Origin of the sequence: Micromonospora craterilacus (assembly GCF_003236315.1) — a bacterium.
GTDB lineage: Bacteria > Actinomycetota > Actinomycetes > Mycobacteriales > Micromonosporaceae > Micromonospora > Micromonospora craterilacus.
The window spans coordinates 1-14,897 of sequence record NZ_POTY01000179.1 but is presented as its reverse complement, the minus strand read 5'-3'; the positions used below and the strand labels follow the sequence as shown (position 1 = coordinate 14,897).

General features: G+C 74.3%; 13 protein-coding genes and 1 pseudogene. 6 read left to right on the top strand and 8 right to left on the bottom strand.

Annotated features, from left to right (window positions below; genetic code table 11):
- The 5 genes from C1I95_RS23905 to C1I95_RS23885 form a co-directional block, all read left to right on the top strand.
- Positions 1-1,005 (top strand): FecCD family ABC transporter permease (locus C1I95_RS23905; protein WP_233513843.1); only part of this gene is annotated, 1,005 nt, incomplete at its 5' end.
- The gene (locus C1I95_RS23900) at positions 1,002-2,024 is read left to right on the top strand and encodes a FecCD family ABC transporter permease (protein WP_111216849.1); all 1,023 of its coding nucleotides are present in this window, start codon (positions 1,002-1,004) and stop codon (positions 2,022-2,024) included. The genes C1I95_RS23905 and C1I95_RS23900, both read left to right, overlap by 4 nt.
- A 29-nt stretch (positions 2,025-2,053) precedes the next feature.
- Entirely contained in the window at positions 2,054-2,863 is an 810-nt protein-coding gene (locus C1I95_RS23895; RefSeq protein ID WP_111216853.1) for an ABC transporter ATP-binding protein, read from the top strand.
- Complete coding sequence (locus C1I95_RS23890) at positions 2,860-4,923, top strand: penicillin acylase family protein (RefSeq protein WP_111216847.1); 2,064 nt, start codon at positions 2,860-2,862, stop codon at positions 4,921-4,923. Before C1I95_RS23895 ends, C1I95_RS23890 begins: the two co-directional genes overlap by 4 nt.
- Entirely contained in the window at positions 4,916-5,461 is a 546-nt protein-coding gene (locus C1I95_RS23885) for a GNAT family N-acetyltransferase (protein ID WP_111216845.1), read from the top strand. Before C1I95_RS23890 ends, C1I95_RS23885 begins: the two co-directional genes overlap by 8 nt.
- A gap of 81 nt (positions 5,462-5,542) precedes the next feature.
- Here the strand turns inward: C1I95_RS23885 and C1I95_RS23880 are convergent, their stop codons facing one another.
- The 7 genes from C1I95_RS23880 to C1I95_RS23850 form a co-directional block, all read right to left on the bottom strand.
- Positions 5,543-6,250, bottom strand: coding sequence for a RibD family protein (locus C1I95_RS23880; protein WP_111216843.1), 708 nt, complete (start codon positions 6,248-6,250; stop codon positions 5,543-5,545).
- On the bottom strand, positions 6,247-6,891 hold the full coding sequence (locus C1I95_RS23875; RefSeq protein ID WP_111216841.1) for a GTP cyclohydrolase II: 645 nt from the start codon (positions 6,889-6,891) through the stop codon (positions 6,247-6,249). Before C1I95_RS23875 ends, C1I95_RS23880 begins: the two co-directional genes overlap by 4 nt.
- A gap of 11 nt (positions 6,892-6,902) precedes the next feature.
- Positions 6,903-7,865: a lysylphosphatidylglycerol synthase domain-containing protein gene (locus C1I95_RS23870; RefSeq protein ID WP_111216839.1), complete on the bottom strand. Its 963-nt coding sequence runs from the start codon at positions 7,863-7,865 to the stop codon at positions 6,903-6,905.
- A gap of 62 nt (positions 7,866-7,927) precedes the next feature.
- Positions 7,928-8,752: a class I SAM-dependent methyltransferase gene (locus C1I95_RS23865; RefSeq protein WP_111216837.1), complete on the bottom strand. Its 825-nt coding sequence runs from the start codon at positions 8,750-8,752 to the stop codon at positions 7,928-7,930.
- 68 nt (positions 8,753-8,820) lie between these two features.
- The gene (locus C1I95_RS23860) at positions 8,821-9,858 is read right to left on the bottom strand and encodes a glycosyltransferase family 4 protein (protein ID WP_199523877.1); all 1,038 of its coding nucleotides are present in this window, start codon (positions 9,856-9,858) and stop codon (positions 8,821-8,823) included.
- 1 nt (position 9,859) lies between these two features.
- Positions 9,860-10,288, bottom strand: coding sequence for a 6-pyruvoyl trahydropterin synthase family protein (locus tag C1I95_RS23855; RefSeq protein WP_111216835.1), 429 nt, complete (start codon positions 10,286-10,288; stop codon positions 9,860-9,862).
- A 3-nt stretch (positions 10,289-10,291) separates the two neighbouring features.
- Positions 10,292-11,272 (bottom strand): zinc-dependent alcohol dehydrogenase, encoded by a 981-nt coding sequence (locus tag C1I95_RS23850; protein WP_111216833.1) that lies wholly within the window; start codon positions 11,270-11,272, stop codon positions 10,292-10,294.
- 95 nt (positions 11,273-11,367) lie between these two features.
- Here C1I95_RS23850 and C1I95_RS23845 point away from each other — a divergent pair.
- Positions 11,368-13,832 (top strand): annotated as a pseudogene (locus tag C1I95_RS23845) (CDP-alcohol phosphatidyltransferase family protein).
- Between the two features lies 1 nt (position 13,833).
- Here the strand turns inward: C1I95_RS23845 and C1I95_RS23840 are convergent.
- Entirely contained in the window at positions 13,834-14,877 is a 1,044-nt protein-coding gene (locus C1I95_RS23840; protein ID WP_111216831.1) for a TRM11 family SAM-dependent methyltransferase, read from the bottom strand.
- Positions 14,878-14,897: the final 20 nt, after the last annotated feature.

Here is a 14,897-nt window from a genome sequence, read left to right as displayed (position 1 = left end):
CCGCCACCCCGGCACCGCCGCGCCGCGTGGCGGGCCACCGGTCTCGCCGTCGCCGCGCTGGCGCTGCTCGCCGTCGCGGTGCTCAGCATCGCCGTCGGCGCCAAACCCGTCCCGCTGTCCGAGGTGTGGTCGGCCCTGCTGGACCGCGACGCCGCCGAGTACGCCGTGGTGCGGCAGATGCGCCTGCCGCGTACGCTGCTCGGCCTGCTCGCCGGGACCGCGCTCGGCGTCGCCGGCGCGGCGATGCAGGCGCTGACCCGCAACCCGCTCGCCGATCCCGGCCTGCTCGGCATCAATGCCGGCGCCGCCGCCGCGATCGCCACCGCGGCGGCCCTGTTCGGCGTCGGCGGCGGCACCGGCCAGGTGTGGTTCGCGCTGCTCGGCGCGGCCACGGTCACCGTCGGCGTGTACGCCGTCGGCGGCGGCCGCTCGGCCACCCCGGCCCGGCTGGCGCTGGCCGGCGCGGCGCTCAACGCGGCCCTCTACTCGTACGTCAGCGCGGTGATGCTGCTCGACTCCGCCGGTCTGGAGCGGCTGCGCTTCTGGACCGTCGGTTCACTGGCCAGCGCCGACACCGACACCGTGCGGCAGGTGCTCCCGTTCATCGCGGTCGGGCTGCTGGTCGCCCTGGCCGCGGCCCGGCCGCTCAACGCGCTGGCCCTCGGCGAGGACGCCGCCCGGGCGCTGGGGGCCCGCCCGGCGCTGATCCGGGCAATGGTGATCGCCGCGATCACCCTGCTCTGCGGCGCCGCCACCGCCGCCTGCGGGCCGATCGTCTTCGTCGGGCTGCTCGTGCCGCACCTGGTCCGCGCCCTGACCGGGCCGGACCTGCGCTGGCTGCTGCCGTACAGCGCGCTACTCGCCCCGGTGCTGCTGCTCGGCTCCGACGTGCTCGGCCGAGTCCTCGGCCGACCCGGCGAGCTCCAGGTCGGCATCGTCACCGCGGTGCTCGGCGGCCCGCTCTTCCTCTGGTTAGTCACCCGGACCAGGACGGCCCGCCCATGATCGTGATCCGCACTCCCGGCCGGCTCTCCCTCCGGCTGCACCCCCGGGCCGTCGCCGTGGGCCTCGCCTGCGCGCTGCTCGCACTCGCGGTGGGCGTCCTGGCCGTCGGCCACGGCGACTACCCGATGACGCCGGCCGACGTACTGCGCACCCTGACCGGCGGCGGCAGCCCGGCCGAGGAGTTCATCGTCACCCAGCTGCGACTGCCCCGCCTGGTCACCGGCCTGGCCGTCGGTGCCGCGCTCGGCCTGGCCGGGGCGGTGTTCCAGTCGCTGGTCCGCAACCCGCTGGGCAGCCCCGACATCCTCGGCTTCACCCAGGGCGCGGCCACCGGCGCACTGGTCGTGGTGGTCCTCGGCGGCAGCAGCGCCGCCCTCGCCGGCGCCGCGGCCCTCGGCGGCATCGCCACCGGCCTGCTGATCCACCTGATCGCCTGGCGGCGAGGCGTGCACGGCTTCCGGCTGGTGCTGGTCGGCATCGGCATGACGGCCATCCTCACCGGCGTCAACGGCTACCTGCTGACCCGAGCGCCGCTGATGGACGCGGCCCGGGCCGTGCTCTGGCTCACCGGCAGCCTCGACGGTCGCGGCTGGTCAGATGCCGCGCCGCTGCTGGCCGCCCTGGTGGTGGCGGTGCCGGTGCTGCTCGCCTGCGGCCCGGCGCTGCGGATGACCGAGCTGGGCGACGACGCCGCAACCGGGCTGGGGGTGAGCCTGCCCCGGTTACGGATGATCCTGCTCGCCGCGGCGGTGCTGCTGGTCTCCCTCGCGGCGGCCGCCGCCGGCCCGGTGTCGTTCGTCGCGCTCACCGCCCCGCACCTGGCCCGGCGGCTGACCCGGGCGCCCGGGGCCAACCTGCTGCCGGCGGCGATCGTGGGTGCGCTGCTGACGGTCACCGCGGACCAGGTGGCGCTGCGGGCCTTCCCCGGTCAGCTTCCGGTCGGCGTGGTGACCGGCGTGATCGGCGGCGGCTACCTGGTCTGGCTGCTGGCCACCGAGCGCCGGGCCGGCCGGCTGTGACCACCATCGACGAGAACGGAGCAACCAGCATGCCGACCTCCCGGCTCGGAGGCAGCGGGCTACGGCTCGCCTACGACCGGCGCGTCGTCGCCGACGACCTGACCGTCACCGTCCCGGACCGGTCCTTCACAGTCATCATCGGCCCGAACGCGTGCGGCAAATCCACCCTGCTGCGGGCACTGTCCCGGCTGCTCAAACCGGCCGAGGGGGCGGTGCTGCTCGACGGGACGGACATCCACCGGCGCCCGGCCCGCGCGGTGGCCCGTACCCTCGGGCTGCTGCCGCAGTCGCCGATCGCCCCGGACGGCATCGGCGTGGCCGAGCTGGTGGCCCGGGGCCGCTACCCGCACCAGGGTCTGCTGCGGCAGTGGTCCCGCTCCGACGAGCGGATCGTGGCCGAGTCGATGGCCGCCACCGGCGTCGCCGACCTCGCCGACCGGCTGGTCGACGAACTCTCCGGCGGCCAGCGGCAGCGGGTCTGGCTGGCCATGGCCCTGGCCCAGCAGACTCCGCTGCTGCTGCTGGACGAGCCGACCACCTACCTCGACATCGCCCACCAGATCGAGGTGCTCGACCTGTGTGCCCGGCTGCACGAGGAGCAGGGCCGCACCCTGGTCGCGGTGCTGCACGACCTCAACCACGCGGCCCGGTACGCCACCCACCTGATCGCCATGCGCGACGGCCGGGTGGTCGCCGCCGGCGAACCTCGGCAGATCGTCACCGCCGCCCTGGTCGAGGAGGTCTTCGGCCTGCCCTGCCGGGTCATCGAGGACCCGGAGACCGGCACTCCCCTGGTGGTCCCGGCGGCCCGTACCCGCGCCGGTACGGTGACCCGGTGAGCGAGCGGAGCACCACCGCGAGTGGACAGCGATACCGCGACCAGTGGGGTATCCCGCACCTGCGCGCCGACGATCCCGAGTCGCTGGCCTACGCGCAGGGCCAGGTCACCGCCCTCGACCGGGCCTGGCAGATCGAGGTGGAGCGGCACCGTTCGCAGGGCACCAGCGCGGCCTTCCTCGGTGCCGACGCGGTGGCCTGGGACGTGTTCGCCCGCCGGGTCCGGCTGGACGACACCGCCCGGCGCTGCCACGCCGCCCTCGACCGGGCCACCGCGAGCTGGGTCGGCCGCTACGTCGACGGGGTGAACGCCGGGCTGGCCGAGGGCGCGGCCCGGACACCCGAGTTCGCCGCCACCGGCCTGACCCCGGGCCGCTGGCAGCCATGGACGCCGCTGGCGCTGTGGCTCACCCACCACGTGCTGTTCGCCGGCTTCCCCACCAAGCTCTGGCGCGAACACGTGGCGCGCACGCTCGGCGCGCCGGCGGCCGGGCTGTTCGCCGTCGACGGTCACGTCACCTCGGGCAGCAACGGGTGGCTGCTCGCCGGGGCGCGTACCGCCAGCGGGGCACCGCTGATCGCCGGTGACCCGCACCGGTTCATCGAGTCCCCCGGCATCTACCAGCAGATCCGCCTGGCCTGCCCGGAGTACGACGTGCTCGGGTTCGCCGTGCCCGGGATACCCGGCATCGCGCACTTCGGGCACGCCGGCGAGGTCGCCTGGGCCATCACCAACGCGATGTCGGACTACCAGGACGTGTACGCCGAACGGCTGCGCCGCCGTGGCACGGTGGTCGAGGCGTACGGGCCGGACGGCTGGCAGGCCGCGTACCGGCAGGTCGAGACGATCGAGGTGGCCGGCGCCGACCCGGTCGAGGTCGAGGTGATCGAGACCGAGCGGGGGCCGGTTATCTCCGGCGGTCCCGACGACGACCCCGCCGTCACGGTCAGCCTGCGTCATCCGCCCCGGGTCACCGGTGACCTCGGCTTCTCGGTGCTGCCGGCGCTGCTGCGTGCCCGTACCGTCGGCGACGTCGACGCGGCACTGGACGGCTGGGTCGAGCCGGTCAACGTGGTGCTCGCCGCCGACACGGCCGGTGGACTGCTGCACCGCGTCGCCGGCCGGGTGCCGCAGCGCCACCCCGACAACGGCCGACGAGTGGTCCCCGCCTGGGACGCCGGCCACGCCTGGCGGGGCTGGGTGGCGATGCCCAAGTCCCCGGTCGACGAGGTGGCGGTGATGGCCAACGAGCGCGGCATCGCCGCCGATCTGGGCGTGGAGTTCGCCCCGCCGTACCGCGCCGACCGGATCCGCGCGCTGCTCGCTGCCGGCACCGGCTGGCGTGCCGAGCAGATGTCCACCGTGCACACCGACACCCACCTCGCCGCGGCCGGACCGCTGCTGGACCTGCTCGCCGGCCTGGACGGGCTCAGTGCCGGGGCTGTCGCGCTGCGGGAGCGGCTGCTGACCTGGGACCGTCGGATGGCGGCGGACAGCGTGGACGCCGCGACCTTCGCCGACCTGCGGGCGGCCGTGGTGCGCCGGCTCGCCGCCCACCCGGCGCTGGCCGCCCTGGCCGAGCCGCCGGCCTACCCGGATGTGTTCCGGTCCTGGATGGCCCTGCTGCCCCGGGTCGGGTACGCGCTGACGCCGCTGCTCCACGCCGACCTACCCGGCCTGGACCGGGCGGCGCTGATCCGGGAAGCGGCCGAGGAGGTCGCCGCCGCCGGTGACACCCGCCGCTGGGGTGACCGGCACCGGCTCGTGCCGTGGCGGGCGCTGCCCGACCCGAGCGCGCCGCCGGGGCCGGAACTGGCCGGTGACCACGACTGTGTACTGGCCACCTCCAGCGTCCCCGGGATCACCGACCTGTGCCAGCGCGGGCCGGCGGCCCGCTACGTGTGGGACCTGGCCCGCCGCGAGAACAGCCGCTGGGTGGTACCACTCGGTGCCGCCGGCGCCGGGCCGCACCGCGACGACCAGCTGCCGCTCTGGGTACGCGGCGAACTGATCGAGGTGACCTGCGACTGGGCCCGGCTGACCGAGGAGCACCATGACTGACCTCCACCACCACGAGCGTCACGTGCCCGGTTTCGGCGTGGTCACGTTCCGGCCGGTCGAGCCGGACGCCGACGCCGATGTGATCCACCGCTGGGTCAGCCAGGAGCGGGCCCGGTTCTGGGGCATGCTCGACGCCGACCGGGACCGGGTCGCCGAGATCTACCGGTACGTGGACACGCTGCCCACCCACCACGCGTACCTCACGCTGCGCGACGGCGACCCGGTGGCGCTGTTCCAGACGTACCAGCCCGAGCACGACCCGGTCGGCGAGTGCTACCCGGTACGCCCCGGCGACCACGGCGGCCACCTCCTGATCGGCACGCCGGTACGGCCCGAACCGGGTTTCACCGGCACGCTGCTGGCCGAGTTCGTCGCCTTCGTCTTCACCGACCCCGACCGGCTGCGACTGGTTATGGAGCCGGACGCCCGCAACGAGCGGGCGATCGCCCGGCTGCGGCGAGCCGGCTTCGTCGAGGGCCCGCTGATCGACCTGCCCCACAAGCAAGCCCGCCTGATGTTCCTCGACCGCTCCGCCTGAGGTGTAAGGAAGGGTCCCTTCTTAACGCCTCATGCATAGCAAGGGCCCCTTCTTAACATCGGGGTGCCGGCTCGACCGCGCTCAAGCCGGTTCGCAGCGGTCCGACAACGCGTAGCGGGTCAGCACCACGTCGCCGATCTGGCGGGCCTCCACCACCTGGGCGCGCCGCCCTGGATGCCACGGGAACCGGCCGTCGCCGACGAACCGCGGCGCCCGCCGGTCCCCGACGAAGAACGGGGCCACCACCAGGTGCAGCTCGTCGGCCAGCCCCGCGGCGAGGAACTGGCCGTGCACCTGGGCGCCGCCCTCCACCAGCAGGCGACGTACCCCCCGGTCGGCCAGGTCGGCCAAGGTCCGCGCCAGGTCGACCGGGTCGCCGGCGTCGACCACCGTGGCCAGTTCGCCCAGCCGGTGCCGGGTCTTGTCCACCGAGCCGCTGGCGCAGTAGACGATTCGGTCGGTGTCACCGACGGTGAAGAACCGGGCGCCCGGGTCCAGGTCGCCGCAGCCGGTCACGGTCACCCGGGTCGGTGATTCCGGCAGGCCCCGGGCGAGCCGGTCGGCCCGGCGGTGGGCGCACCGGACCAGCAGCCGGGGGTCGTCGCGGCGTACCGTGCCGGCGCCCACCAGAATCGCGTCGCAGCCGGCGCGGACCGCGTCGACCCGGTCGAGGTCCGCGTCGTTGGACAGCAGCAGCCGCTCGTCGGTGGCGTCGTCGATGTAGCCGTCGATCGAGGTCGCGCAGCTGAGCAGCACGTACGGCCGCGGCGCGGTCGTCGGGCCGGTCACCGGACGAAGGGGAGGTCGGCGGCACGGGCGGCGCGGCTGGCCTTCGCCGCGAGGTAGTCGGCGTTGGCCGGGGAGAGGAACACGCCGGTGGGCACCTGCTCGGTCACGGTCACCCCGAGCCGGCCCAACTGCTCGGTCTTCTCCGGGTTGTTGCTGAGCACCGCGATCGGCCCGACACCGAGCGCGGCGAGCATCTGCGCGGCGACGCTGTAGTCGCGTTCGTCCTCCTCGTGGCCCAGCGCGACGTTGGCCTCGTAGGTGTCCAACCCGGCGTCCTGCAACGCGTACGCGTCGAGCTTGGCGTACAGGCCGATGCCGCGACCCTCCTGCCGCAGGTAGAGCAGGTAGCCGCCGACCTCGGCGATCCGCTGCACCGCCTCGCGCAGCTGCGGTCCGCAGTCGCAGCGCTGGCTGCCGAACACGTCACCGGTGAGGCACTCGCTGTGCGGGCGGACCAGCGGCACCGCCCCGCCCCGCTCGACCGTGCCGTGGCCCTCACCGAGGGCGAACGCGAGGTGCTCCCGGCCGTCGACCAGCCCGTCGAAGGTGTGCAGCCGGGCGGTCGTGGCGTAGCCGTCGGAGAACCGCAGCGGCACGGTGACCTGCGTCCGGATGGTAGCGACAGGCAGTGATTCGGACATGGGTCTCCTCGTCAGACGGTGGCGGGTACACGGACACGTCGGGCCAGCAGCACGGCGGCGCCGGGCAGGCTCGCGACGAGCACCAGAGCCCCGTACACCGTCGCGGTGGCCACCCCCTCGGCGGCGGTCAGGCCGGCGGCGGCGAATGCCCACGCGGCCACCCCCTCGCGGGGGCCGAACCCGGCGATGTTGGCCGGCACCCCCATCGCGAGCAGGGCCAGCAGGGTCAGCGGCAGGAGCAGGCTCAGCGGGGCGGTGGAGCCCGCCGTCCGGGCCGCCACCAGGAACGTCGCGAGGTGCCCGCCGACCGCGAGCGCCGAGGCGAACAGCACGCCCGCCCAGGTACGCCGGCCCAGCAACCCGCTGCGCACGTCGGTGACGGCGGTGCCCACCACGCGGGTGAACCGGGAGGCGCCGGAGCGCGGCAACAGCCGGGCGGTCAGCACCACGCCGGCCAGCACCGCCACCGCCACCGCAGTGGCCACCGGCAGGTACGGCCGCACCGGCGACGGGAAGGCGAACAGCAGCACCACCGCGACGGCGACCAGCACGACCTGCCCGGCGACCCGCTCCCAGACCACCGCCCGGATCCCGCGACCGACGTCGCCGACGTCACGGCCGTGGCGCACCGCGCGGTGCACGTCGCCGAGGACGCCGCCGGGCAGGGTGGCGTTGAGGAACACCGCCCGGTAGCAGTGCGCCACCGCCTCGCGCAGCGGCAGCCGAACCCCGAGGCCACCGGCGACCAGGCTCCACCGCCAGGCGGCGCAGACCGTGGTGAGCACGCCGATGGCGAGCGCGGCGACCAGCGCCGGCGCGTCGATCAGGCGCAGCCCCGCCAGGAACGGACCGGTGCCCAGCCAGCACAACAACCCCACCAGCACGGCGAGCCCCAGGACCAGTCGCGCCCACCCCCAGAACGAACGACCCGCCGGGGCACCCGTGGAAACGGCGCCACCAGCTTCATCCCCCACGCGAGCCTCCCCGGCATGGCGATCTTCCCTGACTGTACGCACGTAACCGGGCGGCCGACGGTTCAACGACGCAGGGCGAGCAGGTCAGCGTGGTCGACCGAAACATCGAGCCGGCCGGCTTCGATCTCGGCCAGCCGACGCTGCGCGTAGTCACGGGTACGGTCGGTCAGCTCGGGGCGTTGCTCGCGGGCCGCGTCCAGCCAGCCGGTGAACCACTGCGCCGCCAGGGCGGCCTGGTCCGGCCCGAGCCGCCACGGGCTGGGCCGCGTCTCGACGGTCACGCCGTGCCGGGCGAACGCCGCGACGCAGGCGTCGGCCGCGTCCGGCCCGAGCAGCCGACGACCGTTGACGGTACGGCGCTGGTGGGCGTTGAACGCGTCGGCGACCTCGGCGTCCAGCGGGTCGGCCGGGTTGAGCCGCACCGCCCCGGTAACCGAGATCAGGAACAGCGTCGGGCAACCGGCCTCGGCACAGGCCGCCACCAACTGGTCGACCTCCTCCACGGTCAGCATGTCGAGCAGGGCCGAGGCGGTGACCAGGGCGGCGTCGGCCAGGTCGGCGGCGGACAGCCGGGTCAGGTCACCCCGGCGGGTCTGCACCGTCACCGGTGTGCCGTCGGCGGCGGTAGCGGGCAGGCCGGCCTGGGCTCGGGCCAACAGGTCCGGGTCCTGGTCGTAGAGGATCCAGTGCTGCGGCCCGGGCAGCAGCGGGGCCAGCCAACGACCCAGCGAGCCGGTGCCGGCGCCGAGGTCGTGCACGACGAACGGCCCGCCGCCGGTCAGCGCCGCGCGGACCGTGCCGACCAGCTCCGCCGACCGGGCCGCCACGTCGGCGGGTTCCCGCAGCGCGAGCCACTGCGCGAAATCCGGTGGAAGATCCACGCTCATGCCGCCCCCTCGCTCCGCTGCGGGCCGGCATGTCCACAGCGCTTGATGATTCGCTCGCTGCCGCTCGCTCATGCCGCCATCGCCTCCTTGAGCGCTGCCGTGATGCGGTTGGTGGTGGTGGTCCAGTCCTCGAGGGTGGTTCGCCGCCGTCGGGCGGCACGACGTAGGCGCTCGCGCAGCTTTGCGTCGTCCAGCCAGCGGCGTAGCGCCGTCGCCAGGGCGGCCGGATCGCCGGGCGGCACCAGCAGGCCGGGGCGGCCGTCCGGGGCCGCGTGTCCGAGGGCGTCGGGCAGGCCACCGACCGCCGTGGCGAGCACCGGGATGCCCCGGGCGAGCGCCTCGGTGACCACCATCCCGTACGTCTCCCCGCGCGACGGGTGCACCAGCAGGTCCGCGGCGGCGTACGCGGCGGCGAGCCGGTCGCCGGCCAGCGGGCCGGCCAGCCGTACCCGGTCGCCGATCCGGCGGGCGGCGATCCGCTCGTGGAGCCGGTCGACGAACGCCGGTTCCCGGTGCAGCGGGCCGACGCAGGCCAGCGTCCAGGGCCGGTCGGTGACCGCCGCGAGGGCCTCCACCAGCACGTCCTGCCCCTTGTGCGCGGCCACCGCGGCGACGCAGAGCAGGGCCGAGCCGGCCGGCGAGCCCGGCGCGGGCGGCGCCGGATCCACCCCCGGTGCGGCGACGTGCACCCGGTCGACGGGCAGCGCGTACCGGCGCAGCAGTTGGGCGCGAGTCCAGTCGCTGGTGGCGATGACTGTGCTGGCGGCGGCCAGCGCCCGCGCCTCGGTGTCGTCGTCGCGGGGCAGGTGCACCAGGGCGACCAGGCACAGCCGCCGGGCGTGCGCGGCCAGTGCGTCCGGCACCACCGAGGCGATCAGGCCGTCGATCAGCACCGGCGCACCGTCGGGCAGCCCGGAGAGCACCCCGGCCAGTACGGCGTGCTCCGTCGGGGACGGCTGGGGCCAGGCGCCCGGCACGGCGTGTTCCCGTACCGACCAGCCGGCCGCGGTGAGGCCGGTGCAGATCCGGCGGTCGTAGCCGTTGCCGCCGCTGGGCGACGCCGGGTCGTCGATGTCGCCGGGAAGGATCACGTGCAGGGTCGACACCTCAGGCGAGGTTCTCGCCGGCACCGCCCGGCCCGAGGGTCCGTTCGTAGCTGGCCCAGGCGACGTGCGACTCGTGCAGGGTGACGGTGATCCCGGCCAGTCCGTGGGCGCCCGCGCCGAAGTCACCGGCGTGCACCCGGTCGGCGAGCCGGTCGGCGATGGTGCGGGCCAGCACCTCGGTGGTGGTGTTCGTGCCGGCGAAGGCGGGTTCGTCGTCGAGGTTGCGGTAGTTCAGCTCGCCGAGCACCGCCTTGAGCTGCTCGATGGCCAGCCCGATGTCGACCACGATGCCGTCGTCGTCGAGGTCGGGGCGGCGGAAGGTGGCGTCGACGACGAACGTCGCGCCGTGCAACCGCTGGGCCGGGCCGAAGACCTCGCCGCGGAAGCTGTGGGCGACCATGATGTGGTCACGGACGGTCACGCTGAACACGGATCACTCCCCGTCGTAGGTGATGAGGTGGCAGAGGGCGGGCAGGCTGCCGGCGCTCAGTCGGGTTAGCACGTCGGGCAGCTCCGCGAACGGCGACCGGCCGGTGATCAGCGCGTCGAACGCCGGGTCGGCCAGTAGGTCGAGGGCGAGGGCCATCCGGTCGGCGTAGCTGCGGCTGCCGCGCCGCGCGGGGGCGACCATGCCCACCTGGCTGCTGCGGATGGTCAGCCGGCCGGAGTGGAACGCCGCCCCCAGTGACAGCTGGACGGGCCGGTCGCCGTACCAGCTCAGTTCGAGCACGGTGCCCTCCGGCGCGAGCAGGTCCAGGCAGCGTTGCAGCCCGGTGCCGGTGGCGCTGGCGTGCACCACCAGGTCGCGTCCGGTGGTGGCGGCCTCGGGCGCGGCGAAGTCGACACCGAGCGCGGCGGCCACCTCGGCCCGGGCCGGGTCGGTGTCGACCAACTCCACCCGGACTCCGGGGAAGCGGGCCAGCAGCGCCGCCACGGCACAGCCGACCATCCCGCCGCCGACGACGCTGACCTGGTCGCCGACCAGCGGCGCGGCGTCCCACAGCGCGTTGACCGCGGTCTCCACCGTGCCGGCCAGCACCGCGCGGGCCGCCGGCACCCGATCCGGTACGACGGTCACGGCGTCGGCCGGCACCACGTACGCGCTCTGGTGCGGGTGCAGGCAGAACACGGTCCGGCCGCGCAGGTCAGCCGGGCCCTGCTCGACCTCGCCGACGCTGAGGTAGCCGTACTTGACCGGGGCGGGGAAGTCGCCCTCCTGGAACGGGGCGCGCATCGTGGCGTACTGGCTGGCGGGCACGCCACCGGCGAAGACCAGCGTCTCGGTGCCCCGGCTGACCCCGGAGTAGCGGCTGCGGACGAGGACCTCGTCGGCGCGCGGCTCGGGCAGCGTCACCGGGCGGATCTCGCCCGCGCCGGGCGCGCGGAGCCAGAAGGCGCGGGCCGCTCGGGTCACCGAATTTCTCCCTTACCTGCGTCCGGACCGAACCGATCCGTCGTATTTCCCGTAATTCCCTGACAGGGGTCGTCGATCATAAACACGGAGGCACGGTGTCCACAGTTCGAACCGGTCCGCAAATCGGGCTGATCGTCCAGATTGTCCTGCTGGCGGGGCTCGCCGCTACGGTCGGTCTCGGCGTCGCGGGCTGGCTGGCGGGCCTGGCGTACGGTGCCGTGACCTGTCTGGTGCTCATCCGGGGGCTGCGACGCGCCGGTTCGGCCCGGCTCGGCCCGGCCGACTGGGTCACGATGGGCCGCGGGCTGCTCGTCGGCGGGGTGACCGCGCTGATCGCCGACGCGCTGACCGCCGGCCGTCCCGCGCCGGTGGTGGTGCTGGTCGCGCTGACCACGGTGGCGCTGGCGCTCGACGCCGTCGACGGCAAGGTGGCCCGGCGCACCAGGACGGTCAGCGCCCTGGGCGCGCGGTTCGACATGGAGGTCGACTCGTTCCTGGTGCTGATGCTGAGCCTCTACGTCGCCCCGTCGGTCGGCGGATGGGTGCTCGCCATCGGCGTCATGCGGTACGCCTTCCTCGCCGCCAGCTGGGTGCTGCCCTGGATGGACGCGCAGTTGCCGCCCCGCTACTGGCGGAAGGTGGTCGCCGCGGTCCAAGGGATCGTGCTCGCGGTCGCCGCGTCCCAGACGCTGCCCGGCCCACTGACGACGCTCCTGCTGGTGGCGGCGCTCGGCCTGCTGGTCGAGTCGTTCGGGCGGGACGTGGCCTGGCTGTGGCGGCACCGGGCGCCCCGCGCCGTTCCGGCGCTGGTCGTGGCGACCGTGCCGCTCGGTGTCCGCCGGACCGACCGGGCCGAGGAGCACGACCGGCCGGCCGTGCCCGTCCTGTCACTGCGTTGATCCGGGAGCACCAGTTGTCGATCTCCGACCCGACGCCCGCTCCGGCCACCGGCAAGGCGACCCGGCCCCGTCGACGGCGAGCCGTACTGGCCCGGGTGGTCACGGTGCTGGCCGCCGCGCTGGTGCTGGCCGCGTTGACGCTGCCCAACCAGCCGTGGCGGATGCAGCCCGGCGCGTTCCTGCGCATCCCGCTGGAGGCGTTGCTGCTCGGCGCGCTGCTGCTCGCGCTGCCCGGCCGGCCCCGGCAGGTGGTGGCCGCGGTGTCCGGGGTGCTGATCGGTCTCGTCGCCGTGGTGAAGTTCGGCGACCTGGGCTTCTACTCGTCGCTGGGCCGCCCGTTCGACCTGGTGCTGGACTGGTCGCTGCTCGACGAGGCGTTCAGCTTCGTGGCCGAGTCGATCGGCCGGGCCGGTGCGATCGGCATCGCGGTGGGTGCCGCGCTGTTGCTGCTGGCCCTACCCGTGCTGACCGCGCTGTCCACGGTGCGGTTGTCCGGGTTGCTGGTCCGGCACCGTACCGGCAGCACCCGGGTCGTCGCGTCGCTGGTGCTGGTGTGGGCGCTGCTCGCCGCCTTCGAGGCCCGGATCGTGACCGGCGTGACGGTGGCCGACACCAACGCCAGCACGCTGGTCCACGACCACGCCGTCGAGGTGCGTGCCCGGCTGCACGACCGCGAGGCGTTCGCCGCCGAGGTCGGGGTGGACCCGTTCCGCGACGTACCTGGCGACCAACTGCTCACCGGGCTGCGCGGCAAGGACGTGCTGTTCGCCTTCGTGGAAAGCTACGGCCGGGACGCCGTCGCAGACCCCGAGTTCGCGTCCGTCCAGCGGGTGCTCGACGAGGGCTCCGACCGGTTGGCCGCGGCCGGGTTCGCCGCCCGCAGCGGGTTCCTCAGCTCGCCGACCATCGGCGGCGGCAGTTGGCTGGCGCACGCCACCCTGCTGTCCGGGCTGTGGATCGACAACAACCAGCGCCACAAGAGCCTGCTCGCCAGCGACCGGTTCACTCTGGGTAACGCGTTCCAACGCGCCTCCTGGCGCACCGTCGGGGTGATGCCGGCGGTCAACCAGGCCTGGCCGGAGGGGAAGTTCTACGGCTACGAGCAGTTCTACAGCGGACCCGACCTGGGCTACCAGGGGCCGAGGTTCGCCTTCTCCCCAATGCCCGACCAGTTCGCCATCCACACGTTCCACCAGCGGGAGCGGGTCGGGCCGCGGGACCGGCCGGTGATGGCCGAGCTGGCGCTGGTCTCCAGCCACTCCCCCTGGACCAAGGTGCCCTCGCTGGTCGACTGGGACGCCATCGACGACGGGGAGGTGTTCCGCCAGGGCATCATCGGCACCCCGACGGCGCAGGCCCGCACCGGTTACCGGCACTCGATCAGCTACACGCTGCGTACCCTCATCTCCTACCTGGAGACGTACGGCGACGACGACACCGTGCTGGTCTTCGTCGGTGACCACCAGCCCGCGCCGGTGGTGACCGGCGAAAACCCCAGCCCGGACGTGCCGATCCACATCGTGGCCAAGGACCCGGCCGTGCTGGAGCGGATCACCGACTGGGGCTGGCAGGACGGTCTCACCCCCGACGCGGACGCCCCGGTCTGGCGGATGGACTCCTTCCGTGACCGCTTCCTCACCGCCTTCGGCCCGGCAACCTGAGTCAGGCGGGTTTGCGGGCCACCAGGACGTCGCGGACGATGGCCTGGTCCACCCGGTGCGACAGGGCACACCAGGGGCCGTCGTCCAGCACGGTGAGGCCGGCGGCGGCCAGCCGTTCGGCGGCGGCCTCGCGCCGGGCCACGTTGGTGTTCCACGAGATGCCGAGGGCGCCGCCGGGGCGCAGCAGCCGCGCCCAGCCCGGCGCGGCGGCGGTGAGCAACGCGAGCGGGTCGCGGGCCAGGCCGGTCTCGGCGGTACGGCTGCCGTGCTGCACGCCGTACGGCGCGTCGGCCACCAGCACGTCGACCGTCTCGGGGCGGAAGAACTCGCCGACCCGGGTGGTGTCGGCGTTGACCACGTCCACCGACTGCAGGTCGCCGGCCTTGTGCGCCTCCTTGGAGGCGGCCAGTTCCAGCCGCAGCCGCCGGCCGACCACCTTGCGTTCCCGCCGCACCGGCCCGGACTCCAGCACCCGGTGCTTGATCCGCTTACGCTTCAGCCAGGTGGTGAGGAACGCCTGGTACGCCTCGAAGTCCTTGCTGTCCCGGTCCACCCCGGCGGCGTCGAAGCCGTACATCATCGCCTGGTTGACGGTGGTGCCCCGGCCGCACAGCGGGTCGAGCACCCGGAACCGTCGGGTCAGCAGGTCACCGGCCCAGGCCGAGGCGAGCAGGGTGACGTTGAGCAGCAGCTTGGTGAACTGCTCGTTGGTCTTGCCCGAGTACTTCTGAATGGTGAGCAGGTCGTCGTCGAAACGGTCGAGTCGACTCAGCGGCACCGGCCGCAGCAGGTCGCCGACGAACTCGAACAGCGCGTACGCGCTGGACAGGTTGCCCAGCAACGCCGCGTCCCGCTCGCTCAGCCCGCCCTCGGCGGCGAAGGTGACGTACCGCGCCCCGCCGACGTCGGCGGTGCCCACCTCACCGATCCGCCCTCCGAGCACCGCGTCGCCGAATATCTCCAGCTCCGCCCGCGTCAGCTCAACCGACGCCCCGGCATACACCCGATTGCTAGCGGGCAGAATCAACACCCCATACCGACTCACGACCAGCTACTATCCCACCC

Excerpts from the sequence above, each read along its gene's own strand:
- C1I95_RS23865 (WP_111216837.1), bottom strand. The coding sequence starts at position 8,752 with ATGAGCGTGGATCTTCCACCGGATTTCGCGCAGTGGCTCGCGCTGCGG.
- C1I95_RS23885 (WP_111216845.1), top strand. The coding sequence starts at position 4,916 with ATGACTGACCTCCACCACCACGAGCGTCACGTGCCCGGTTTCGGCGTG.
- C1I95_RS23895 (WP_111216853.1), top strand. The coding sequence starts at position 2,054 with ATGCCGACCTCCCGGCTCGGAGGCAGCGGGCTACGGCTCGCCTACGAC.
- C1I95_RS23875 (WP_111216841.1), bottom strand. The coding sequence starts at position 6,891 with ATGTCCGAATCACTGCCTGTCGCTACCATCCGGACGCAGGTCACCGTG.
- C1I95_RS23900 (WP_111216849.1), top strand. The coding sequence starts at position 1,002 with ATGATCGTGATCCGCACTCCCGGCCGGCTCTCCCTCCGGCTGCACCCC.